At 28.6% G+C, this 23699-nt stretch carries 22 protein-coding genes and 1 other annotated feature; of the genes, 2 read left to right on the top strand and 20 right to left on the bottom strand.

Features of this window, described 5'->3' with window-relative positions; genetic code table 11:
* Positions 1-26: 26 nt before the first annotated feature.
* The 4 genes from I2H23_RS10685 to infC form a co-directional block, all read right to left on the bottom strand.
* Positions 27-1403, bottom strand: a complete 1377-nt coding sequence (locus I2H23_RS10685; protein ID WP_166506024.1) for a TrkH family potassium uptake protein — start codon at positions 1401-1403, stop codon at positions 27-29.
* A 299-nt stretch (positions 1404-1702) separates the two neighbouring features.
* Complete coding sequence (gene rplT / locus I2H23_RS10680) at positions 1703-2059, bottom strand: 50S ribosomal protein L20 (RefSeq protein ID WP_092923489.1); 357 nt, start codon at positions 2057-2059, stop codon at positions 1703-1705.
* A gap of 58 nt (positions 2060-2117) precedes the next feature.
* Positions 2118-2312, bottom strand: coding sequence for a 50S ribosomal protein L35 (gene rpmI / locus I2H23_RS10675; RefSeq protein WP_092923487.1), 195 nt, complete (start codon positions 2310-2312; stop codon positions 2118-2120).
* Between the two features lie 27 nt (positions 2313-2339).
* The gene (infC, locus tag I2H23_RS10670) at positions 2340-2831 is read right to left on the bottom strand and encodes a translation initiation factor IF-3 (protein ID WP_442970805.1); all 492 of its coding nucleotides are present in this window, start codon (positions 2829-2831) and stop codon (positions 2340-2342) included.
* Between the two features lie 435 nt (positions 2832-3266).
* Between infC and I2H23_RS10665 the strand changes: the two genes are divergently transcribed.
* On the top strand, positions 3267-4670 hold the full coding sequence (locus tag I2H23_RS10665) for an ATP-dependent metallopeptidase FtsH/Yme1/Tma family protein (RefSeq protein ID WP_166506025.1): 1404 nt from the start codon (positions 3267-3269) through the stop codon (positions 4668-4670).
* Between the two features lie 46 nt (positions 4671-4716).
* On the opposite strand, the gene thrS is transcribed toward I2H23_RS10665, so the two are convergent.
* From thrS to queG, 12 genes are all read right to left on the bottom strand, one after another.
* Positions 4717-6636 carry a threonine--tRNA ligase gene (thrS, locus tag I2H23_RS10660; protein ID WP_092923477.1) on the bottom strand — a complete coding sequence of 640 codons (1920 nt, stop codon included), beginning with the start codon at positions 6634-6636 and terminating at the stop codon, positions 4717-4719.
* A gap of 128 nt (positions 6637-6764) precedes the next feature.
* Positions 6765-6983, bottom strand: a binding site (T-box leader).
* Positions 6984-7035: 52 nt separating this feature from the next.
* Complete coding sequence (locus I2H23_RS10655; RefSeq protein ID WP_092923474.1) at positions 7036-7638, bottom strand: DUF445 domain-containing protein; 603 nt, start codon at positions 7636-7638, stop codon at positions 7036-7038.
* A gap of 138 nt (positions 7639-7776) precedes the next feature.
* On the bottom strand, positions 7777-8550 hold the full coding sequence (locus I2H23_RS10650; protein WP_195581621.1) for a putative sporulation protein YtxC: 774 nt from the start codon (positions 8548-8550) through the stop codon (positions 7777-7779).
* A gap of 169 nt (positions 8551-8719) precedes the next feature.
* Positions 8720-9655: an ABC transporter permease gene (locus I2H23_RS10645; RefSeq protein ID WP_195581620.1), complete on the bottom strand. Its 936-nt coding sequence runs from the start codon at positions 9653-9655 to the stop codon at positions 8720-8722.
* Positions 9655-10746 carry an ABC transporter permease gene (locus I2H23_RS10640; RefSeq protein WP_092923465.1) on the bottom strand — a complete coding sequence of 364 codons (1092 nt, stop codon included), beginning with the start codon at positions 10744-10746 and terminating at the stop codon, positions 9655-9657. The genes I2H23_RS10645 and I2H23_RS10640 overlap by 1 nt, the downstream gene beginning before the upstream one ends.
* Positions 10739-12307, bottom strand: a complete 1569-nt coding sequence (locus I2H23_RS10635; protein WP_092923462.1) for an ABC transporter ATP-binding protein — start codon at positions 12305-12307, stop codon at positions 10739-10741. The genes I2H23_RS10640 and I2H23_RS10635 overlap by 8 nt, the downstream gene beginning before the upstream one ends.
* Before the next feature lie 276 nt (positions 12308-12583).
* Positions 12584-13633 (bottom strand): BMP family lipoprotein, encoded by a 1050-nt coding sequence (locus I2H23_RS10630; RefSeq protein ID WP_166506026.1) that lies wholly within the window; start codon positions 13631-13633, stop codon positions 12584-12586.
* 319 nt (positions 13634-13952) lie between these two features.
* Positions 13953-14801, bottom strand: a complete 849-nt coding sequence (locus tag I2H23_RS10625) for a DegV family protein (RefSeq protein ID WP_092923456.1) — start codon at positions 14799-14801, stop codon at positions 13953-13955.
* Positions 14802-14839: 38 nt separating this feature from the next.
* Entirely contained in the window at positions 14840-15310 is a 471-nt protein-coding gene (gene trmL, locus I2H23_RS10620) for a tRNA (uridine(34)/cytosine(34)/5-carboxymethylaminomethyluridine(34)-2'-O)-methyltransferase TrmL (RefSeq protein WP_092923453.1), read from the bottom strand.
* A 199-nt stretch (positions 15311-15509) separates the two neighbouring features.
* Complete coding sequence (gene nth, locus I2H23_RS10615; protein ID WP_092923450.1) at positions 15510-16136, bottom strand: endonuclease III; 627 nt, start codon at positions 16134-16136, stop codon at positions 15510-15512.
* A 208-nt stretch (positions 16137-16344) separates the two neighbouring features.
* Positions 16345-18579, bottom strand: a complete 2235-nt coding sequence (locus I2H23_RS10610; RefSeq protein ID WP_166506027.1) for a Lon protease family protein — start codon at positions 18577-18579, stop codon at positions 16345-16347.
* A gap of 94 nt (positions 18580-18673) precedes the next feature.
* Positions 18674-19573, bottom strand: coding sequence for a tRNA epoxyqueuosine(34) reductase QueG (gene queG / locus I2H23_RS10605; protein ID WP_166506028.1), 900 nt, complete (start codon positions 19571-19573; stop codon positions 18674-18676).
* Positions 19574-19637: 64 nt separating this feature from the next.
* Between queG and I2H23_RS10600 the strand changes: the two genes are divergently transcribed.
* Positions 19638-20042 (top strand): RusA family crossover junction endodeoxyribonuclease, encoded by a 405-nt coding sequence (locus tag I2H23_RS10600; protein WP_092923441.1) that lies wholly within the window; start codon positions 19638-19640, stop codon positions 20040-20042.
* Positions 20043-20155: 113 nt separating this feature from the next.
* On the opposite strand, the gene I2H23_RS10595 is transcribed toward I2H23_RS10600, so the two are convergent.
* The 4 genes from I2H23_RS10595 to glsA all read right to left on the bottom strand — a co-directional run bounded on the left by I2H23_RS10595 (position 20156) and on the right by glsA (position 23657).
* On the bottom strand, positions 20156-21151 hold the full coding sequence (locus tag I2H23_RS10595; protein WP_176579621.1) for an aldo/keto reductase: 996 nt from the start codon (positions 21149-21151) through the stop codon (positions 20156-20158).
* A 25-nt stretch (positions 21152-21176) separates the two neighbouring features.
* Positions 21177-22013 carry a deoxyribonuclease IV gene (locus I2H23_RS10590; protein WP_166506029.1) on the bottom strand — a complete coding sequence of 279 codons (837 nt, stop codon included), beginning with the start codon at positions 22011-22013 and terminating at the stop codon, positions 21177-21179.
* A 92-nt stretch (positions 22014-22105) separates the two neighbouring features.
* Positions 22106-22657: an ArsR/SmtB family transcription factor gene (locus I2H23_RS10585; RefSeq protein WP_092923432.1), complete on the bottom strand. Its 552-nt coding sequence runs from the start codon at positions 22655-22657 to the stop codon at positions 22106-22108.
* An 82-nt stretch (positions 22658-22739) separates the two neighbouring features.
* Positions 22740-23657, bottom strand: a complete 918-nt coding sequence (glsA, locus tag I2H23_RS10580) for a glutaminase A (RefSeq protein ID WP_166506030.1) — start codon at positions 23655-23657, stop codon at positions 22740-22742.
* Between the last annotated feature and the right edge of the window lie 42 nt (positions 23658-23699).

Here is a 23699-nt window from a genome sequence, read left to right as displayed (position 1 = left end):
ATTCTTTACTATAAGTAAAGGCTATATTATCCAACTATTATCTTCCCTTCAGGGTATCTTATAGGAGGATTATTCTTTGTTTTTCTAGACATTATCGCCATAAATATTGTAAGAGATCCAACTCTTCCCATAAACATAAATAACATTATAAATATTTTTCCTAATGTACTTAAATTAGGACTTCCACCTAGACTTAATCCAACTGTAGCAAATGCTGATACTACTTCAAACCCTGCTTCTATTAAACTAAAACTTGGGTCAGTTATAGTTATAATTATAGTTCCAGATAAAACAACAATTATACCTATAAGAAATATTCCTAATGATTTTCTAACTATTGATGTTCCAATTCTTCTTGATCCTACTTCTATATCTTCTTTTCCAAGTATAAATGATTTAACAGTTAGAACTAAAGTAGCTATAGTCGTAACCTTTACACCACCACCTGTAGATGCAGGAGATGCACCAATAAACATTAGTATTATCATTATAAATAAACTATTCTCATGCATTGCCGTTAAATTGACTGTATTGAATCCTGCTGTTCTAGTTGTTACTGATTGGAAGAACGATGCAAGCATTTTTCCACCAAATCCTAACTTTCCTATTGTTTTAGGATTGTTGTATTCTAATACTAAAATAAGTAACATACCTACTAATATTAATGACACTGTTGTAATTAATACTATTTTAGAATGTAAATTTAATTTAGATAATTTTCTATTTTTTATTATATCTAAAATTACAGGGAATCCTAATCCCCCAAATATTATAAGTAATGAAATTGTAACACTTACTGTAAAGTTATTTACATAGTATGTTAATGATGTAAACTTACCTGAAACTGGCCCCATTAAATCAAATCCTGCATTACAAAAAGCTGAAATAGCATGAAATATACTATACCAAGTTCCTTTTAATAGCCCAAATTGAGGTATAAATACTGTTGATAATATTAATGCTCCTATACCTTCTATGGTAAATGTCATTAATAATACATACCTTGTTAACTTAACTAACCCTGACAAATCAAATTGATTTAAAGATTCTTGGATTAATAGTCTTTCTTTCAGATTTATTCTTTTCTTAGTTATAAGTGCAAATAGCGTGGTTATTGTCATAAATCCTAAACCACCAATTTGAATAAGTAGTATTATTACTACGTGTCCAAATCCATTCCAATAAGTTGCCGTATCTGCCATTATTAATCCTGTTACACATACAGCTGATGTTGAAGTAAATAAGGCATCTATAAATCCGATGCTTTCTCCGCTTTGAGTTGCTATAGGAAGATTTAATAGAAGCGCTCCAATTAATATAACGCTAGCAAACCCTAAAACCATTACTTGAGTTGGTTGCATTTTATTTATAAGAGCAATAAATCGCTTAAATATGGTCTTCATCTGTATTTATGCCTCCTTCTCACTTTATAGCTAATAAGTTTTTTCTCATTAGATACATCCTTCTTTTCAATTATTACTATATTATATTCCAAAACCTATATAAAAACAATAAAGGATATGTAAATTGGCCTATTTAAAATATTCACAATTTATAAACTTCCTTTACATATTTTTAACAAAACGTATTCATATTATATAATTTTTTATTTTTTTATAGAGTATAAAATTATATAATTTTATGGATATAAAAAAAGCCTTTGAATTTTATTCAAAGGCTTTTTATGAACTTAACTATTTAATTAAGCTAATTTTGACTTAGCAACTTCTACTAATTTAGCAAATCCTTGAGGATCGTTTATAGCCATTTCAGATAACATCTTTCTGTTAACTTCAACACCTGCTAATTTTAATCCGTTCATGAATCTTGAGTATGATAATCCATGAGCTCTAGTTCCAGCGTTTATTCTTTGTATCCAAAGTTTTCTGAAGTCTCTCTTCTTTAACTTTCTTCCTATATATGCGTTCTTTAACGCCTTCATTACGAATGTATTAGCTGGTCTGTATAACTTGCTTCTAGATCCTCTGAATCCTTTTGCAAGCTTTAATATTTTCTTATGCTTTTTACGAGCGTTCATTGCTTTTTTAACTCTTGCCATCTCTGTGACCTCCTTTGTTTTTCTCTTTTAAAATTTCTATTTTAATTTAATCCGATTTTTAGTATGGTAATAATTGTGCTATTCTTCTAGCATCACCTTCACTAACTATTCCTGCTTTTCTTAATTGCATCTTAGTTTTAGCAGCTTTCTTAGTTAATATATGTCTTCTGAAAGCTTTAGCTCTCTTTAATTTTCCACTTCCAGTTTTTTTGAATCTTTTAGCAGCTCCTCTATGAGTTTTCATTTTAGGCATTTTTATTTCCTCCTCTCAGTTTATCATCTATTTTTTTGGATCTATGATTACAACCATGTTATTGCCCTCAAATTTTGGTGGCTTTGCTGGTTCTCCAAACTCTTTTACTATATCTATAAACTTAAGCATTACTTCTTTTCCAAGATCTTTATGTCCTAATTCTCTACCTCTAAATCTTAGCTCAACCTTAACTTTATCTCCTTTTTTAAGGAACTTTATAGCGTTGTTAGCCTTAGTATTTAAATCATTTGATTCTATACCTGGTCTAAGTCTTACTTCTTTAACAGTTACAACTTTCTGCTTTTTCTTAGACTCTTTTTCTTTTCTAGCTTGTTCGTACTTATACTTACCATAATCCATTATTCTGCATACCGGTGGTTGTGCATTAGGTGATATCATAACTAAGTCTAAGTTTCTTTCGTTAGCTATTAATTGAGCTTCTCTAGCTGACATTATTCCTAATTGTTCTCCATCATGTGAAAGAACTCTTATTTCTTTTTCTCTTATTTGTTCGTTGATTGCTAATTCCTTGCTAATGGTAGGACACCTCCAAATTTTTTATATAAAATAAAAGGCGAATGATATAATCACCCGCCATATAAGTCAACAAATTTATATAAACCTAAACATATTGAAATAATATATTTAAAGTTTTGAACTTATATTTACCAGACAACCTAAGTCGAAAGGTGAGAAGCGGACTTCTACTTGCTTTTGTTATTAATTACTCTATATAATATATCACTTCTAAATATTATTTGCAACTATTTTTTTATTATTTTTTAAATTTTTTAATTCTCATAATATGTATAACTAACCTAAAATTTATATTCTTAGTAATGATTAAACAAAGTTTTGGTTATACTTAAATATAAACAAATGATTTTTCGATGGTTTTTGGTTTGTTAGAAATTATAAAACCAATAAACAATTTTTTATCTGAGGTGTATGACTATGAAAATGTTAGACAATTTCTTTAAAAAGATTAACAAACCAGTACCTGTATTTGCTCAAACTAAACTTGAGAAAGAATCTCCTAAGGAAGACTCGGCTTCTACTAAACCTAAAACTACATTTTGTGATGTAGCTGGTTTAGATGAAGTAAAAGAAGAGTTGTTTGAAATAGTAGATTTTATGAAGTCTCCTGATAAGTACAAAAAAATGGGTGCTAAAATACCAAAAGGAGTATTATTTTATGGACCTCCTGGTACAGGTAAAACATTACTTGCATCCGCTGTAGCTGGTGAGACAAATTCATCTTTTTTCAATGTTACTGGTTCTGAGTTTGTTGAAAAATACGTTGGTGTAGGTGCTAAGCGTGTAAGAACACTTTTTGAAAAAGCTAGAAAAGAATCTCCTAGCATCATTTTTATAGATGAAATAGATGCTATTGGAGCAAAAAGACATCTTGAAAGTAATAACGAAAAAGATCAAACACTAAATCAATTATTAGTTGAAATGGATGGATTCACTAAAGACTCAAATGTCATAATAATAGGAGCTACTAATAGACTTGATCTTTTAGATGAAGCTCTCCTTAGACCCGGAAGATTTGACAGACATATACACATAGGTTCTCCTAACTATCATACTAGATGTGAAATTTTAAAAGTTCATACAAACAATAAACCTCTTGATCCATCTGTAGATTTGGAATTACTTGCTAAGAAAACTCATGGATTTAACGGTGCTCATCTTTCAAATATAGCTAATGAAGCTGCTATATTTGCAGTTAGAGATAATAGTGATGTTATAACAACTGATCACTTTGATAAAGCACTTGAGAGAGTTATTGCAGGACTTGAATCTAAAAACTCTAAGTTAATAGAAAAAGAAAAACAAATAGTATCTTATCATGAGGCAGGACATGCTATTGTTAGCAATATACTTGGAATTTGTCCTATACAAAAAATATCAATAATACCTAGAGGACAAGCATTAGGGTATGTTCTCCAATTACCTGATGAAGATAGATATATCTACACAAAAGAAGAATTAATTGGTAAAATGAAAATTTTATTAGCAGGTAAAGCATCTGAAGAAATAATTTTTAATCATAAATCAACAGGCGCAAAAGATGACTTAAAAAAGGTAACAGATATAGCAAATCAAATGGTTTGTGAGTATGGTATGAGTAACTTAGGATTTATGACTATAGATGGAAATGTAAAAACATTTATGTCTGAACAAGTTCAAAAAGAAGCCAATGATATTGTCCAAAATTGTTACAATGAAACTTTAAGTCTTTTAAAGGATAATATAAATGATCTACATGTAGTTTCTAAACATTTATTTGATAATGAAACTATGACTCATGAAGAATTAAAGTCTTTGATAACTAAACAATTTATAAATTAATCAAAAAAGGGTATTAATAAAATTTTATTAATACCCTTTTTCTTTATTAGGCTAACTCTATATTAGTTCTTTCTTCTATTTCTTTTAATATAGTTTCTAAGAATTCATTTAAGTCTAAGCTTCCTATTTCTCCATTATCTCTTGATCTAACAGATACTTTCTTATCAGCTTCTTCTTTTTCTCCTACTATTAACATGTAAGGTACTTTTTGAAGCTGAGCTTCTCTTATCTTGAATCCTGTTTTTTCTGCTCTATCATCTATTTCAACTCTTATACCTTTGTCAAATAAAGCTTTTTTAACTTCCTTAGCATAATCATTGTATTTATCTGATATAGGTAATATCTTAACTTGAGTTGGAGCTAACCAAACTGGGAATTTACCAGCATAGTGCTCTATTAATATACCTATAAATCTTTCTATACTTCCGAATGCAACTCTGTGTATCATTACTGGTCTATGCTTTTCACCATCTTGACCTATATAAGTTATATCAAATCTTTGAGGTAATTGCATATCTAATTGTATTGTTCCACATTGCCAAGTTCTTCCTAAACAATCTCTTAAGTGGAAGTCTATCTTAGGTCCGTAGAATGCTCCATCTCCTGGATTTAACTTATATGGTAAATTTAACTCTTCTAAAGCTTCTCTTAATCCATTTTCAGCTACTTCCCACTCTTCATCAGTTCCTATAGAAGATTCTGGTCTAGTAGATAACTCCATATGATATTCGAATCCAAATACCTTATAAACACTATCTATTAATGAAACTACACCTTTTATTTCATCTTTTATTTGTTCTGGTAACATGAATATATGTGCATCATCTTGAGTAAATGCTCTAACTCTCATAAGTCCATGTAATGCTCCAGATAATTCATGTCTATGAACTCTACCTAATTCAGCAACTCTCATAGGGAAATCTCTGTATGAATGTGGCTTGAAGTTGTAGAATAACATTCCTCCCGGACAGTTCATTGGTTTTATAGCGAAATCTTGCTCATCTATACCCACAGTATACATATTTTCTTTGTAGTGGAACCAGTGACCTGAAGTTTCCCATAATTGTCTGTTTAATATTATTGGAGTTTCTATTTCTACATAGTTATCTTTTCTATGAACTTCTCTCCAGAAGTTTAATAATGCATTTTTAAGTTCCATACCTTTTGGTAGGAATAATGGGAATCCTGGACCTTCTTCTGGTATGAAGAATAACTCTAATTCTTTACCTAATTTTCTATGGTCTCTCTTTTTAGCTTCTTCTAACATGTGTAGGTATTCTTCTAAATCTTTATTCTTTTCGAAAGATATTCCGTATACTCTTTGAAGCATTTTGTTCTTTTCATCTCCACGCCAGTAAGCTCCTGTTACATTTAATAACTTAACTGATTTTACCTTCTTAGTTGATGGTAAATGTGGCCCTCTACATAAATCAGTAAAGTCCCCTTGCTTATAGAAAGATATTACTTCCCCTTCTGGTAACTCTGATATAAGCTCTACTTTATAATCTTCACCATTTTCTTTAGCCCAAGCTAAAGCTTCTTCTCTTGGTAATTCAAATCTTTCTATAGCTAAATCTTCTTTAGCTATTTTCTTCATTTCTTTCTCTATTTTTTCTAAATCTTCAGCTGATAATCTGTGCTCTAAGTCTATATCATAGTAGAATCCATTTTCTATACTTGGTCCTATTGCAAGCTTAGCTTCTGGATATAATCTCTTTATAGCTTGAGCTAACATATGAGCTGATGTATGTCTAAATACATCTTTTCCTTCTACATCATCAAATTTAAATAAGTTTAATTCACAATCTTCATTTATTTTATAGTCTAAACCTACTACTTCTCCATTTACAGATGCTGCTACTATAGCTCTAGCTAAGCCTTCACTTATAGATTTTGCTACATCCATGATAGAGATACCTTGTTCAAATTCTTTTACTGAACCATCTTTTAAAGTTACTTTAACCATTTTTGTTACCTCCTCTATTATTTTTTAATTTATTTCCTATTTATTTAGATATACTGATATCTAAATATAATTACCTAAATCATTTTTATTATTTCATGAAATTAAAAAAACTCGACCCAAATATATATATTTGGGACGAGTATAAATTCGCGGTTCCACCCAAGTTGATGTATATAATACACCCTCTTAAGACGACTATAAGGTAGTCAACCGAATACTTTCACATATGCTACTAAATTCTGCTCCAAGGTAGTTTTCAAATAGACATATTTAGACGAGCTTTCAGCCGGTGACTCATCTTCTCTGGAAATTGTTTCTATTTTACTTGTCCTTTTCATCGCAATTTCTATTAAGTTAGTATCATTATATCAGATAGTAATAGTTCTATCAACCATAATATTATAGAATTACTATTATTATTCCTTGCACTATTCCTATTGCAAAACCTAATACAAATCCTAAGATCTCTATATGCTTTAATTCATTTTTAGCAACTTTAAGAATTATTTCTTCTAATTCATATAAGTCAAGTTCATTAATCTTATCTTCTATCATTTGCTGGATATTTATTCTTTTACTAGCCTTATTTATCATTTCACTACTTAAATCATCTATACTATTTTTTATTTCTTCTTCTATCATATCTGATACATAAGATTGTATAAGATTTTTTATTGAACTTGGTGCAAATGACATTTTTTCATTTAATATACTTTTTATTTTAATTTGTATATACTCTGCTATTTTATCCTTATCTTCATCTGTAATAACTTGATTAAGTATTTCATCAATAGATAAAAATTCATCTTGTATAATCTCACCTATATTAGTTGCTATTTCACTTCTTCTTTTTGGTATTATACCGATTATTTCTGTATTAATTATAGGTATTTTTATTGGATTAATAGGCCTAAATATTAACTTTATTGCTATTATATTAGTAATATATCCTATTACGCCCCCTATAATCGCAAGTATTAAAACTTTTAATAAATTATCCATTTTGCAATCTCCTTACTAATATTAATTCTGTCCATATCTTACATAATTATAAGCTTTTTCATTTAATAAATAAAGCTATCTAATTATTGTATAATATTAACATAACTTACATTAGTTAAGAAGAATTATCTATATTCTTTAATTTTGATATACTATACTAACCTTATCTCCAAATATAGATTTTATGGTATTTATCATTTCTTTAGATATATTATTTTTTAATGTATCTAGTATTTCTATTTTCTTAGGGCATAAACTTAGTAAAGTGCTTATTAAAAAATCTTCTGAATTTAAGTTTTCTTCTATAACCATATTTACAATATCTTCATTATTCATTTCATTTATTCTATTGCCATTTTTATCATATATAAGAAAAGTATCTTCGTCTTTTATATGCACTTTCACTAAGTCAATTTTATCATCTTGAATTTCTATAAAATATTTAAGAACCTTTATAAATTCATCTTGGTCCTTTTTAATTATGTATTCTTCTACTGCCCTATCTGTTACAGCTAATATGTATTTTTTAAAATTTTTCATCCTAAAATTAACAAATCCATCTAAATTTATGTAGTCATTTGTCCTTATATAATCTAGCAGCTTTTGCCGTATGGATTCTTCTATAAATGGTTCCTTATTTTTTAATATTTCTAAAGAATATATATATATTTCATCTTTTTCATCTGGATAAATATTACTATATTCCTTATCTATATGGTCTTTTAATATTTTATCTCTTATAATTTTCATTACTATACTAGATATCCCACTTATAGTAGATTTGTTATTCTCATTAATATCAAGTTCAATTTCTACAATTTCATTATCCTCTGATATATTCTTGCTTTTAGAAAAAATATTTTTAGCATAAAGTTTTTCTTCTGATAATAAACTCACTTTTATTGTCTTCATACCTAACTTGTGATCCTTTCTTGATTTAAGAGGAACCTAGATAATTATTTCAAGATAGTTGTTTATATCAATATATCTTATAGATTTTATTATATGTGTTTTTATATTTTTAATTCATATTATATTAATTTTTAAAAAAAATGATAGCTTTAAGCTATCATTTTTTTGATTATCTTTCACCTTTTTTATAAGGGTTACCAAGTGCTGCTGGTGCTTTAGAACTCTTAACGAAGATAACTAAAACTATTGATGTTACAACATATGGTATCATAGATAATAAGTTTTCATTTATGCTAAATGGCAATGACGGATTACCAAAGAATACTGATAATGCTGTAGAGAATCCAAATAATAGACAAGCTACCATTGCCCATTGAGGTCTCCACTTACCAAATATAACTGCTGCTAATGCTATATATCCTTGACCTGATATTAATGTAGGTCTGAATGAAGAAACAACAGCTAAACTCATTGATGCTCCCCCTAAACCTGCTAATATACCAGATATTATAACTGCTGCATATCTTGTTTTAGCAACACTTATACCTAATGTATCTGCTGCACCTGGATGTTCTCCAACTGCTCTAACTCTTAAACCAAATTTAGTTTTATATAGTACATAATAAACTACTGCAACTAATATAAATGCTAAAAATACTGTTGCATATGAATTAAATATTGTATCTAATATACTTCCTGTTTCAAATAAACCATGTAAAGGTCTTGGTATTTTATTTTCCATTGGTATTGTTGGTGTCATTGTTGCACCATCAAACATTATCTTAGATGTAAATAATGCTACCCCAGGAGCTAATAAGTTTATTGCAACCCCTGATATTGTGTGGTCTGCATTACAAGTTATTGTTGCAAATGCATGTATTAAAGCAAATAGTCCACCTGCTAATCCACCAATTAAAAATGCTATCCAAGGATTTCCTATAAGAACACCTGCTGCTGCTGCTGAGAATGCTCCTATTGTCATCATTCCTTCTAGTCCTATATTAACTATACCTGAATTCTCTGAAAATACTCCACCTAATGCTGCAAATATAAGGGGCGTAGAGTACATTAAAGTGGTACTAATGATTAAAGCTAAATCTTCCATTATGCAATTCCCCCTTTATTTTTTTTATCTCTCATTTTTATATATAAATTTCTTAATACACTACTTAATGCTATAAAGAATACTATAGATCCTATAACTATATTTACTACTTCTGAAGGAGCCCCTATAGCTTGCATCTTAGTTGATCCATACTTAAGCCCTCCGAATAATAATCCTGAGAATATAACTCCAATTGGATTACTATTTGCAATTAAAGCAACTGCTATACCATCAAATCCATAACCTTCTTGAGCTGCTAATATTGTTATGTTATTTGATACACCCATAACTTGTATAGCTCCAGCTATACCAGCAAGTAAACCTGCTATTGCCATTGATTTTAATATTGCTGAGTTAACATTTATACCTGCATATTCAGCACCAAATTTGTTGTATCCAACTCCTCTTAATTCAAAACCTAAAGTAGTTTTAAATAATATGAATGCTATTATTAAAACAAGTATTATTGATATAACTATACCCCAGTTAACTTTAGTAGCTGGTCCTACTAATCCATTTAACCAACTTATACCTATGCTAGCCGAGTCATGTATACTAATTGATGCTTCACTGTTTGGTCTAGCTAACCAAGTATTTTTTATCATATAGTTACTTAAGTAAAATGCTATCCAGTTAAGCATTATAGTTGATATAACTTCATTTATTCCAAACTTAGATTTTAACCAACCAGCAAATCCCCCCCAAACAGCTCCAGCCAATGCTGCTGCTAAAAGAGTAAGTGGTACGTGTATTATTGCTGGTAATTGTACCCCAGCTCCTACGATAGTTGCTACTAAAGAACCTACTATAAATTGCCCTTCAGCTCCTATGTTGAATAGTCCTGTTCTAAATGCAAATGCAATAGATAGACCTGTTAATATAAGTGGCGTTGATCTTATTATAGCCCAAGCTATAAACTTTGGTTTTCCAAATACACCATCTATCATAGCTGAATAAGCTTCTATTGGATTAAACCCTGCTATTATTAATGCTATTGCTCCTACTAATAGTCCTAAAACTATCGAGATAATAGAAAATAAAATAGTATTATCAGCTAAAGATAGTTTTTTCTTATTTACCTTACTACTCATTATCTTCACCTCCAGCCATCATTAATCCTAATGTATTTTCATCTGCATCTTTTGCATCGACGATTCCAACTATTTTTCCTTCATATATTACAGCTATTCTGTCTGATACATTCATAACTTCATCTAGTTCTAATGATACTAATAGTACTGCATTTCCTTCATCTCTTTGTTTAACTAATGCTTGATGAACGAACTCTATAGCTCCAACATCTAATCCTCTTGTTGGTTGAGTTGCTATTAATAATTGTGCCTCTTTAGTAGTGGCTCTTGCTACCTCTATATTGTCAACCTCTCTACCTATTATAACCTTTTGTTGGTTACCTCCAGATAAAGCTCTTGATTTAACAGTATGATCTGTAGGTCTTACGTCAAATCTTTCTATTATTTCATCTGCATATTTTTCTATTGCAGCTTTATTTAATATTCCATTTTTAGAGAATCTCTTATCTTTATAGTTTTGTAAAACTGTATTTTCTGCTACTGTGAAGTCTAGTATTAATCCTCTCTTATGTCTATCTTCTGGTATATTTTTAATACCATTGTTAAACATTTCTTTTGGATTTTTATTTAATAATTCTTTTCCATTTATTTTTATACTTCCAGATTCAGCTTTTCTAAGGCCTGTTAAAGCCTCAACTAATTCTGATTGCCCATTTCCATCTATACCAGCTATCCCTAATATTTCACCAGCTTTTACTTCTAACGATAATTCATCTACTACTGATATTTTTCTATTGTCTTTAACAGTTAAATTATTTATCTCTAAAACAACATTACTTGGCTTAGCTTCCTTTTTGTCTACTTTAAAGTTAACTTCTCTACCAACCATCATAGCTGCTAAATCATCTTCTGTAACATCTGATACTTTTACTGTATCTATATATTTACCTCTTCTAATTATTGTACAGTGGTCTGCAGCTGCTTTTATCTCTTTTAATTTATGAGTTATTATTATTACTGACTTACCTTCTTTTGTTAAGTTTCTTATTATTTGTATAAGTTCTTGTATTTCTTGTGGCGTTAAAACTGCTGTTGGTTCATCTAGTATTAATATTTCTGCCCCTCTATATAATGCTTTTAGTATTTCTACTCTTTGTTGCATACCAACTGATATATCTTCTATCTTTGCATTTGGATCAACATATAGACCATATTTTTCAGATATAGCTTTTACATCATCAATAGCCTTGTTTATATCTACAGCTCCAAGTCCTTTTGTAGGCTCAGTACCTAATATTATGTTCTGAGCTACTGTAAATGGTTGTACTAACATGAAATGTTGATGAACCATCCCTATACCATTTGCTATAGCAACATTTGGATTATCCATTTCAACTAATTTACCATTTATGTATATTTCTCCTGATGTTGGTTGGTATAATCCATATAATATGTTCATTAAAGTAGATTTACCCGCTCCATTTTCACCTAAAAGAGCATGTACTTCCCCTTTATGTACAGTCAAATTTATATTATCATTTGCGACAAAGTTTCCGAATTTTTTTGTTACATTTTTCATTTCTACAACTTTTTGACTGTAGTTAACATTACTATTATTCATCGCTCTTTCTTACCCTCCTTAATTTAAATTTCTAGTATTTTTATTATACTAAAATATCGTATATATAACAAACTATTTTAACTATTTTTGATAAAAAAGTCATTTTTTATCGCTTTTTGTTGTACATTATATATAAATTAAAACTTATTTATACATCATATTTATCTAATTGTATGGAAAATACGATTTATTACATAGTTTTATTCTTTCCAATTTATATATAATTTATTTTTAAATATTAAAGGCTATCCTATTCTTACAGGATAGCCTTTAATGTTATTTATTTAATTCTTTATATTCTTTTTCATTTTGTGGAACTTTTATTTCACCAGATTTTATTTTTTCTGCTTCTTTTTGAACATATTCTAAAACATCTGGTGGAACATTCTTATCACTAGTTGGAGCTATTCCAACTCCATCCATGTCTAGTGTGTTTACTATAACTTGTCCACCTTTATAAGTTCCATCCATCATAGACTTAACTAAGTTAAATACTGCAACATCTATATTCTTCATAGCTGAAGTTATTACATTGTTTGGAGCTAACTTGTTTTGGTCTTGGTCAACACCTATAGCTTTTTTATTATTTTCTTTAGCTGCTTCTATAGCTCCTATACCTGCAGCACCTGCAGCAGAGAATATGATATCTACATTATCTTTGTGCATTTGATTAGCTATAGACTTTCCTAATGCTGAATCAGTAAAGCTGTTTGCATATTGAACTACTACTTTTGCATCTGGGTTAGCAGCTTTAACACCTGCTCTATATCCGTAATCAAATCTATCTATAACTTCTCCTTCTACACCACCTATGAAACCAACTTTATTAGTTTCAGTCATTTTACCAGCTATTAATCCTGTTAAATAAGCTGATACGTTATCTTCAAATAATAATGATGTAACATTTTTTGGTTGTTTTGGATAAGCAGCATCTATAAGAGCAAATTGATTTTCTGGATAATGCTCAGCTGCTTCTTTTATAGCATCTGCTAATTTAAATCCTACACCTATTATTAAATCCATATCTTGATCTACAAATGTTTCTATATTTGGAACATAGTCAGCATCTTGCTTAGATTCTAAGTACTTAACTTCTATTTTATCTCCGTACTCTTTCTTAGCTTTCTCAAGGCCTGCCCATGCAGATTGGTTGAATGATTCATCGTTTACTCCACCAACATCAGTAACCATACCTACTCTAATTACTTTTTCATTCCCCTCAGCAGCCTCTGAAGAGTCTGCATTCTTGCTAGATGAGCATCCAACTAACATACTAGCACTCATAACTACAGTTAACCCTAAAGTTAATAACTTTTTAAGTTTCATGTATTTCCTCCCAATTTTAAATATAGTGTACTATTTATTTATATTGTACACTATTTTAAAAACTTTTTCTACATAAAAATTTATTTTTATGGCAAATTATATTATTTTTCTTAAAAATTTGTGTTTAAGACTTATTTTAAACATAATAATTCATTTATTAATTAAATATATATGTAAAATATAATTTATATATCACTTTACAGAAAATATTATTATTTAATTTCAAACTATTAGTTTTAAGCCATTTTATTTTATTAAGTCATTATAAGTAGAAAAATAAAAAAAGAGTCTTAAGCTTAAGACTCTTTTTTATGTTACACTATTTATTTTTAATGCATACTATTCCAGTTAATCCTGGACCTGCATGAGAACCAACACAAGATCCTATTTGGAAATATAGTATATCTTTTGGATTAAATTCAGCTTTAACAGCTTCAGTTAATCTTTCTCTTTCTTTAAAATCATCACTGTATCCAATACATATTGTTTGGTCTTGTAGATTTTCTCCACAATTATCTTTTACTAATTCTATCATCTTAGATATGACATTCTTTTTGCCTCTAACTTGGCAAACTGGAGCAACTAAACCATTTTTTATATCTAATATCGGCTTAATATTTAATATACTTCCTATAGCCGCTTTAGTTGAAGATATTCTTCCACCTTTTTGTAGATATTCTAACGTATCTACTGAGAATAAAACATAAGTCTTATCTCTTAACTCTTCTATGGCTTTCATTATCTCATCTATATCATATCCTTCTGATGCCATTCTTGCAGCTTCAACTACTAATATTCCTATAACATAAGAAAATGCTTGAGAATCATATGTATATATTTCTCCATCTGTATCATTTTTAGCCATAACAGCACTTTGATAAGTTCCTGTTGCAACTGATGAACCTGCTATATATAGTACTCTTTTTCCTTGATTAACGTATTTTTCAAATACTTCTTTAAATTGAGCATATGTAGCTTGAGATGTTTTTGGATATACATTCTCTTCCCTAAGAGTTTTATAAAATTCATCATTTGATATATCTACACCATCTTTATATTCTTTTTCATTTAAGATTACAGTTAATGGTACTACTTCTATATCATATTTTTCTATTAATTCATTAGGTATATCTGATAAACTATCACATATTATTTTTATATCTTTCATGTACTTCCCCCTTATTACTTTATAGTAAGGTTAGTTTATTATCTCATTTTTGGATAATCTAATTGTCTTAATGCTTCATAAACAACTATAGCAACTGAGTTAGATAAATTTAACGACCTTGCTTTCTCAATGTCTAACATTGGTATTCTTATACATGTTTCTAAGTTAGCTTCTATTAATTCTTTTGGTAATCCTTTTGTTTCTTTTCCAAAAACTATAAATGAATTATCTACATAATCAACATCTGAGTGAGCTTGATTGACTTTAGTAGTTGCGAAGAAAAACTTACCTTCAGGGTTTTTTTCTACAACTTCTTCAAAGCTATCATAATACTTTATATTGGCTATATCCCAATAGTCAAGTCCGCTTCTTTTTAAATACTTATCTTCTAGAGAAAATCCTAAAGGTTTAACTAAGTGTAAGTTTGTGCCTGTTGCTGCACATGTTCTTATTATGTTTCCAGTATTTTGAGGTATCTCTGGCTCTACTAAAACTATATTTAATGACATATTTTCCCTCCTTACTTATTTAAATAACAACTATACTTACCTATATTAAAGTACGTTCAATTTTATTATGCCTTATCACTTAAAACTCTAATATTCTAAATTATATTATAACAGAAATTACGTTTATAACAATAATGCAGTCTTCTAATTTAATTCTTCATAAAAACATAAAAACCTCTTGTATTTAAAACAAGAGGTCCTATTTATTTTCTTTATAGTACTTACAATACTTTTGTATAGGACATATTTCACACTCTGGCTTTCTTGCCTTGCATATTCTTCTTCCATGAAAAATTAATAAATGATGAGAATGAGACCATCTTTTCTTAGGTATAACTTTCATTAATGGAAATTCTGTTTTTTCTGGAGTTGTCGTATTTACCATACCTATTCTATTAGCAACTCTAAATACATGAGTATCTATAGCTAAAGCATCTTGTCCAAAAGCATTACTAAGTACAACATTAGCTGTTTTTCTTCCCACTCCAGGCAACTTAATTAATTCATCTAGGCTATCTGGAACTTGTCCATTATAAAGTTCACAAATTTTAATTGATGTTTCTTTTATTTTTTGAGCTTTGCTTTTGTATAATCCACAACTTTTTATTTCTTCACTAATTTCTTCTATGCTTAATTTAGCAAAAGCTTCTGGAGTATTATATTTTTTAAACATCTCTTCTGTTACCTTATTTACTCTAACATCTGTACATTGAGCTGATAGTATTGTAGCAATCAAAAGTTCAAATGGCGTAGTATAATTTAATTCACATTTAGCATCAGGATAAGTTTCTTCTAATATATCTAATATCTTATTTATATTTTTCATCTTAGACTCCCTCATTATCTTGTATATTATTTATTATTTATATTATTTTTATATATATGTGTAAAATTTTAATTATTAATCTCTATATAAAATTTAAATCTATATGTTAATTTTATATACTGTAGTATTTTGATATTCTATAAAAGGAAGTAAAATTTTAAATAATTTTACTTCCTTTTATATCTTACCCATGAAATTTATAATAAAACTAGTCTTTTAACTTCTTATTTATATTGCTAAATTCTTTAAGCCTTTCTATTGTTTTTTTCTTAACATCTTCAAAACTCATATCCGTTAAAATCTCTATAGCTTCTTTTACATTTTCTACTTCATATATTTTAAATTTATTGTCTCTTATAGCATCACTAACTTCATCACATAAAACTAAATTTCTTCTATTATTCTTAGGTATTATAACTCCTTGTTCTCCACTTAATCCTTTTTTCTTACAAGTATAATAAAATCCCTCTACTTTTTCAGTTATTCCTCCTACAACTTGTATTTCCCCTTTTTGGTTCATAGAACCAGTAACTGCAATATTTTGCTTTAAAGGAATTTTACTTATAGAAGATATAAGTGCATATAATTCTGCTCCTGTAGCACTGTCACCATCTATTCCACCATAGTTTTGTTCAAAGCATATATATGCATTTAGAGATAATAAAAAGTCCGTTGCAAAGTTTTCAGATAGATATCCACCTAATATTAATACGCCTTTATTATGAATTGGACCACTCATGTTTACTTCTCTCTCTATATTTACTATGCCTTTATTTCCAGGGCTAGTAGTTACTGTTATTCTAGATGGTCTACCAAATGAATATTCACCCATATTTAGTACAGAGAGCCCATTTATAACTCCTACTCTACACCCCTCTGTTTCTATTAAAGTAAATCCATTTTCTAAGGATTCATCCATTTTACTTTCTATCCTGCTAAGTCTTTTCCTTCTTTCATTTATTGCTTTTTTTACATCATCTTTATCTACAAACTCTGCATTTCTAATTGTGGCATAAGCATCACCTTCAATTATAATCTCTAGTATTTTGTTAAACTGAGTAGATATTTTAAAACTATCACCTGATAGTCTTATAGAAAACTTTATAACTTCTTCTACTGCTTCATAGGTAAAATGTTTTAATTTATTTTTTTCACATTGTAATGCTATAAATCTAGCTATTCCATCTCTATTAATTTCACTTTCATCCATTTCATTATCAAAATCCACTAATATCTTAAAATACTTACTAAAATCTTTATCATAATGATATAAAAGATTATACATATAATTATCACCTATAAGAATTACCTTTACATCTATAGGTATGCTTTCTGGAGTTATAGATGTTTGCGTATCTATACTTATTTTTCTAGTTTGAATCGTTTTCTTTAGAATATCCCAAGATAACCCATATCTAAGCAGTTGATCTGTGTATAATACTAGATATCCTCCATTAGCTTTATGTATGGCCCCTGGTATAAGTTTTGTAAAATCAGTTTTTATACTTCCATTATTATAATCATATTCTGCTTTTCCAAATAAATTAGATACACTAGGATTTATTTCTGTGATTATTGGTGCTGATTCGTTTTCTTTATCTCCACCATTGTCTACAAATAAATTTACTTTATATTTTATAAAATGTTCTTTATCATATTTATCTTTTAATTCTTCTTCACTCATATAAAATAAATAAACATACTCTAATATATCTTTCCTCATATTATCTAGATATAAATTTACCTTTTCATACTCTTTATACTTTTCTTTAAGGTTATCTATATGTGGATCAATAATATACTTTGCAGTTTCCTCTTCTAGGTCAAGCAATGCATCTTTTGCTGCATCTTCTAAATCCCTTATTTTATATGCAACTTGTATTGCCATATTTTCTAACTCTCTTTTTAATTTATAGAATTCATCATCATCTACTTCTTCTCCATTTTCCTCTATTGGCATAAATACCATTCCAACTTTACTAGTTTTTAGCTTAAATCCTTTTTCTTCTCCATATTTCTTTATCTGCTTAAGCAAAGCATCTTTTTCTATTTCATACTCTTCTACAAGTTGATTTTTGCTTAATTCAAAATCTTCACTTTCAAAAGCTTCTATCAATTCATCTAATAAAGTCTCAATTAATTTCTCTATATCTTTTTTAAATATTTTCCCAGATCCCTTTCTTAATCCTATAGCTATTGGCTCTCTTGGATGCTCAAAATTATACACATAACACCAATCCTTATGTGTATCTTTTTCTAATGAATATTTTTTAAGAGCTTTCATTGCATAAGTAGTTTTTCCTGTTCCTGGTTCTCCAGCTAAATATATATTATACGCAGGGTTGTTTATTTTAAGACCTATCTCCATAGCTTCAATAGCTCTTTCTTGCCCCAATATACTTTCTAGAGGTTCTATTTCTGATGTGTTTTTATACACTAACATATGTATACCTCCTCAACTCTTTTATACATTTTATGTTGTATAGCTTGTAAAAGTTTCGTAGATATATCTATAAAAAAAGTCTTAATCTAAAAGACTAAGACTTTTCTAATATTATTTCTATATTTCTTTTTATTATTTTTTTGCCTCTCCAACTAAAAGCTCTATTTCCATATCTCCTTTTAAACTCTTTGTTTGATATTTCATCAATTTCTTCAAAATCTAAATTTAATATTAAATCTTTCATAAATTCTTCTATATGAGTTTCTTTTATATTTTTATTGTGAGGACATACTTCTTGGCATATATCACATCCAAAAATTTTCCCACTATTTTTAATTGCTTTAACTTCTTCTAAAGATAATTCTTCTTTCTTCTGAGTTATATATGATAAACACTTTCTAGGGTTCATATCATAATTTCCTAAAAGAGCATTTCCCGGACAATATTTTACACATTTTCCACATTTCATACATTCTTTATCCAATGGCTTATCTAAAGAAAATTCATAATTATTTATAATATAACCAATAAATACATAAGAACCATATTTATCTGTTATTATATTATTATTTATTCCAAAATACCCTATTCCAGACAAATAAGCTAATTCTCTATCTACTAATGGACCATTATCTACAAATATTTTATATTCAAATCCTTCGATATTCTCATCTAAATAATCGCATACTTTCTGTAATAATTCTTTCGCTACTATATGATAATCTAAACCTCTACAGTATCTAGATAAATTTGACTCTTTTTCATTATCTATATGGTATGGAAAGGCACATACTATTATAGATTTAGCATCTTTCATTATATTTTTAGGATTAATTCTGTTTTCTAAAATAGGTTCTTCCATTCCAGTAATATGTTCTTTTTCTATTCTTTCTTTTAATTTTTTTTCTAATTCATAGTTTACATTAACTCCTGTTATGCCTACTGTATCTAAGCCCAATGATTTAAAGTACTCTTTTAATTTTTCTTTATTCATAAAATTCCCTTCCATTAATTTTTTATTAGCTTTATAATATTTAAGATGTAAGGATGGTGATAAATTGATTAAATTAACAATCCCAGGTAGACCAATAAGTAAGTCTAATTTTAAACTTCACAACGTCCATGGTCAAGCATGGATGCCATCAAAAGGTAAACACTCTAAATATTTAGCCTATGAAAACATGATAGCAGGTTATATAAACCAACAATATGATGGAGAAACTATAGAAGAAGATTTAATAACTATTTTAAAATTATATTTCCCTAATAAACGTATGGGCGATTTACATAACTATCCTAAAAGTATATGTGATGGAATAGAAAAAAGTGGAATAATAAAAAATGATAAACAGTTAAAACCTGTATTATTATTTGATTTTATAGATAAAGAAAATCCTCGTGTTGAAATAGAACTTTATCCTGCTTCTGAATATGATGTTTCTTATAGCATTCTTAAAAAATAAATAGTAACATAAACTTTTTGATTTTTACTTTGATTATTTTTTCTAAAAACTATATAAGCTATAAGATTTTATATCTAAAAAGAGAACTTAATCTAAATTAAGTTCTCTTTTTATTAACCAAGTTTAGCGCATACTTCTTTTAACATTTCTCTTATTGGTAAATTATATGGACATTTAGTTTCACATAACCCACAATTTACACATTCATTAGCTTTACCAACTGTAGATGCATATCTTTCTTTTGCCCATTTTTTAAGGTTATATCTAGTATAATATCCTTCTAGTAAAAAATTGGCTGGGATATTTACTCCTACTGGACATGGTAAGCAATATTCACATCTTCTACAAAATCTTTTGCCTAATGTACTTTTTATTTCTTCTATTTTTTTATTGTCATCTTCATTTAATTCTAGATTATTAAGTACCGCACTATTTTGCTTTACCTGCTCTATACTTTCCATACCTGGTATAGCAACATCAATATAATCTTTTGATAATATATACTTAATAGCTAAAGTTGCATCATCTAGTGCTCCTCCTGCTAAAGGTTTCATTACTATTATTCCTATACCCTTCTCATTAGCTTTTTTAAATACTTCATCTGCTTGATTCTCAACTATATTATAAGGAAACTGTATAGTTTCAAATTTATCATTTTCAACTACCTTTTCTATAGTTTCTAAACTATGGCTAGTTATTCCTATATGTTTTATTTTTCCTTCTTTTTTAGCTTCTAACAAAGCTTTATATGCTTTATTATCTGCAAATATTTCATCATATTCTTCACTTTTTACATTGTGTAGTTGATATAAATCTATATAATCTGTTTTTAAGTTCTTAAGACTTATTTCTATATCATTTTTCATAGCCTCATAGTCTCTAGACATACTCTTTGTGGCTATAAAAAATTTTTCTCTTTTTTCTTCAATTGCATTTCCTATATACTCTTCACTAACTGTATATCCTCTAGCTGTATCTATAAAGTTTATTCCTTGTGCTTCAAGTTCATTTATTACTTTATTAGTCTCTTCTTGGGTAATTCTTTGTATAGGTATTCCCCCAAATCCTACTCTTTTAACCTTCATATTAGTTTTACCTAATTCTCTCAATCTACTTCCCTCCACTTAAACTTTACTATTTAGTTTCTATTATATCCCTTAGCATTTTTATTTCTTTTTTATGACCTTCATCTTCAAGAGGTGTTTCTAAGAAAAATGGTAAATCCTTTATCTTTGGATGTGTCATAAAATTAATAATAGCATCTAATCCTATTTTACCTTCTCCTATTACTGAATGTCTATCTTTCTTTTCACCAAATCCCATCATACTATCATTTAAATGTATTGTTTTCAATCTATCTAATCCTATGATTTCATCAAATTGATTTAAAACTTCATCTAAGTTATTTACTATATCATATCCTGCTGAGAATATATGGCAAGTGTCTAAACATACCCCTAGTTTTTCATTATGTTCTACACCATCTATAATTCTTTTTATTTGTTCAAACTCAAATCCTATTTCAGTACCTTTTCCAGACATAGTTTCTAAAAGAACTGTTATATTTTCATTTCCTGTTAAGGCTTCATTTAGTGCTGCTATTATCTTATTTATTCCAGCATCAATCCCTCCACCAACATGGCTGCCTGGATGGAAACATATATACTCTATTCCTAAAGAATCCATTCTTTCTATATCTTCTTTTATGACTTTTCTTCCAAATTCATATACATCATCTTTAGCAGCTGCCAAGTTCATAGTATATGGTGCATGTGCCAATAATGGGCCAAAGTTATTTTCTTTTCTTATTTCTTGAAAGTTTGCTATATCTTTTGTATCAAATTCTCTGGCATTTCCTCCTCTTGGATTTCTACTAAAGAATTGAAATGTGTTAGCTCCTATTTCGACTGCTGTTTTTGCAGCTTTTGCATATCCTTTTGCTATTGATATATGTGGTCCTATTATAATCATATTTACTCTCCTTATGTCTTTTATCATATTTTGATTTATTTTATATTTTAATTATACCCAAAAAAATAAGTATCAACAAAGGTCGATACTTATTATATGCTAATCGCTTCTTCTACTGGTATTGCCAATACTGATATGTTATATCCTATTTCATTTTCATCAGTATTTCTAGAATCTACGATTTCTTGTATTTTTATCTTAATTGCATTATTTAACTCTATAAGTTCACTTTCCGTAAGTGATATATTTTGATATTCAACTATACTTTCATCAAGCAACCTATTTCCCTCTGCTGCACTATAAAATAATTCGCTCATGTTTTCAAACTTAGATATACTAAGTTGTTCTTCATCTGTTAGTGAGAAGTTAAGAATCTTTTGCCCAATAACTATATTTTTTGCACTCGGGTAATAGTACTTCTCTACTATTCCAGATTTTATCTTTTCTTCTACTAACTCCAAAATTCCTACCTTATAAAGAGTTTTTATATGATAGTTAATTTTTGCATGAGGCTCATCTAATAATTGTGATAATTGCTTTGCTGATAGTGGTGATTTATCAAATGTTTTTAAAATGTCTATTCTTCTAGGATGTGCAATTGCTTTTATACATTCTAAGTCCCTAAGCACTAGTACTTCCTTCATTCCCCCACCCCTATAAAAAAATTGTTTTATTTATAAGATAATTATATATTAAGGACTTATAGTTGTCAAAAAATTCTATAATTTAAAATATGTTAAGTTCTAACTTTTGAGATAATTCTTCTAGTATCTTTATACCAGCTATACTATTTCCCTTTTTATCTAGAGCTGGTCCGTATACTCCAATACCCATAGTATTTGGAACAGATGCTAGTATTCCTCCACCAACTCCTGATTTTGCAGGTATTCCAACTTTTATAGCAAACTCTCCTGATGCGTCATACATTCCACATGTAACCATAAATGTCTTAACTATCCTTGATACTTTTTCATCTATTATTCTTTCACCAGTTTCTATGTCTACACCATAAGATGCAAGATTAACTCCTATTCGTGCTAAATCTAATGTGTCAACTTCTATCGAACATTGTTTAAAGTATAAATCTAATAATTCTTCTACATCTCCTTGTATAAACCCGTCATTTCTTAAAAGATAAGCCATAGCTCTATTTCTATCTCCGGTCATTTTCTCTGACTTATACACATCATAATTTATTCCCAAGTTATCATTTTTAGCTAATTTTCTAAAGAACTTTAACATTCTTTCTTCTTTTTCTTCTAAACTAGCACCTTTTATTAAAGATGTAGTTACTATAGCACCTGCATTTATCATTGGATTACTTGGCTTTTTAGTATCATTTGTTTCTAATTTCATTATTGAGTTAAATGGATCACCACTAGGTTCTTTACCTACTTTAGAAAAAACATATTGCCAGTCATTATCCATCAACGCCATCGCAAGAACAACTATTTTAGATACACTTTGAATCGTAAATTTAGTATCCCAATTACCAGCTTTATATATGTTGTTATCTTTATCTATTACACATATACCCAGATCATCTCTTTTGGCTTTCTTTAATTCTGGTATGTATCCTGCTACCTGTCCATAATTTGTATATTTCCTATTTGAATTTAATACTTCTTCAAGAATCTTTTCCATACTTCTCCTCCTAATTTAATTACGTTTCCAAATGTCTAATAA

Origin of the sequence: Romboutsia sp. BSD2780061687b_171204_C1, from assembly GCF_015560225.1 — a bacterium.
Classification (GTDB): Bacteria; Bacillota; Clostridia; order Peptostreptococcales; family Peptostreptococcaceae; genus Romboutsia_C; species Romboutsia_C hominis.
Note: the sequence above shows the minus strand (reverse complement) of the source record. Positions and strands in the feature narration are given on the sequence as shown.

What these genes read in the sequence shown, in the direction of transcription:
- thrS (WP_092923477.1), bottom strand. Translation starts at nt 6,636, where the DNA reads ATGGTTAAAGTAACTTTAAAAGATGGTTCAGTAAAAGAATTTGAACAA.
- I2H23_RS10655 (WP_092923474.1), bottom strand. Translation starts at nt 7,638, where the DNA reads ATGGATAATTTATTAAAAGTTTTAATACTTGCGATTATAGGGGGCGTA.
- I2H23_RS10640 (WP_092923465.1), bottom strand. Translation starts at nt 10,746, where the DNA reads ATGAGTAGTAAGGTAAATAAGAAAAAACTATCTTTAGCTGATAATACT.
- trmL (WP_092923453.1), bottom strand. Translation starts at nt 15,310, where the DNA reads ATGTCATTAAATATAGTTTTAGTAGAGCCAGAGATACCTCAAAATACT.
- nth (WP_092923450.1), bottom strand. Translation starts at nt 16,136, where the DNA reads ATGAAAAATATAAATAAGATATTAGATATATTAGAAGAAACTTATCCT.
- rplT (WP_092923489.1), bottom strand. Translation starts at nt 2,059, where the DNA reads ATGGCAAGAGTTAAAAAAGCAATGAACGCTCGTAAAAAGCATAAGAAA.
- I2H23_RS10635 (WP_092923462.1), bottom strand. Translation starts at nt 12,307, where the DNA reads ATGAATAATAGTAATGTTAACTACAGTCAAAAAGTTGTAGAAATGAAA.
- glsA (WP_166506030.1), bottom strand. Translation starts at nt 23,657, where the DNA reads ATGGAAAAGATTCTTGAAGAAGTATTAAATTCAAATAGGAAATATACA.
- I2H23_RS10650 (WP_195581621.1), bottom strand. Translation starts at nt 8,550, where the DNA reads ATGAAGACAATAAAAGTGAGTTTATTATCAGAAGAAAAACTTTATGCT.
- I2H23_RS10585 (WP_092923432.1), bottom strand. Translation starts at nt 22,657, where the DNA reads ATGAAGGAAGTACTAGTGCTTAGGGACTTAGAATGTATAAAAGCAATT.
- I2H23_RS10610 (WP_166506027.1), bottom strand. Translation starts at nt 18,579, where the DNA reads ATGTTAGTGTATAAAAACACATCAGAAATAGAACCTCTAGAAAGTATA.
- rpmI (WP_092923487.1), bottom strand. Translation starts at nt 2,312, where the DNA reads ATGCCTAAAATGAAAACTCATAGAGGAGCTGCTAAAAGATTCAAAAAA.
- I2H23_RS10625 (WP_092923456.1), bottom strand. Translation starts at nt 14,801, where the DNA reads ATGAAAGATATAAAAATAATATGTGATAGTTTATCAGATATACCTAAT.
- I2H23_RS10665 (WP_166506025.1), top strand. Translation starts at nt 3,267, where the DNA reads ATGAAAATGTTAGACAATTTCTTTAAAAAGATTAACAAACCAGTACCT.
- queG (WP_166506028.1), bottom strand. Translation starts at nt 19,573, where the DNA reads ATGAATAAAGAAAAATTAAAAGAGTACTTTAAATCATTGGGCTTAGAT.
- I2H23_RS10630 (WP_166506026.1), bottom strand. Translation starts at nt 13,633, where the DNA reads ATGAAACTTAAAAAGTTATTAACTTTAGGGTTAACTGTAGTTATGAGT.
- I2H23_RS10645 (WP_195581620.1), bottom strand. Translation starts at nt 9,655, where the DNA reads ATGGAAGATTTAGCTTTAATCATTAGTACCACTTTAATGTACTCTACG.
- I2H23_RS10590 (WP_166506029.1), bottom strand. Translation starts at nt 22,013, where the DNA reads ATGATTATAATAGGACCACATATATCAATAGCAAAAGGATATGCAAAA.
- I2H23_RS10685 (WP_166506024.1), bottom strand. Translation starts at nt 1,403, where the DNA reads ATGAAGACCATATTTAAGCGATTTATTGCTCTTATAAATAAAATGCAA.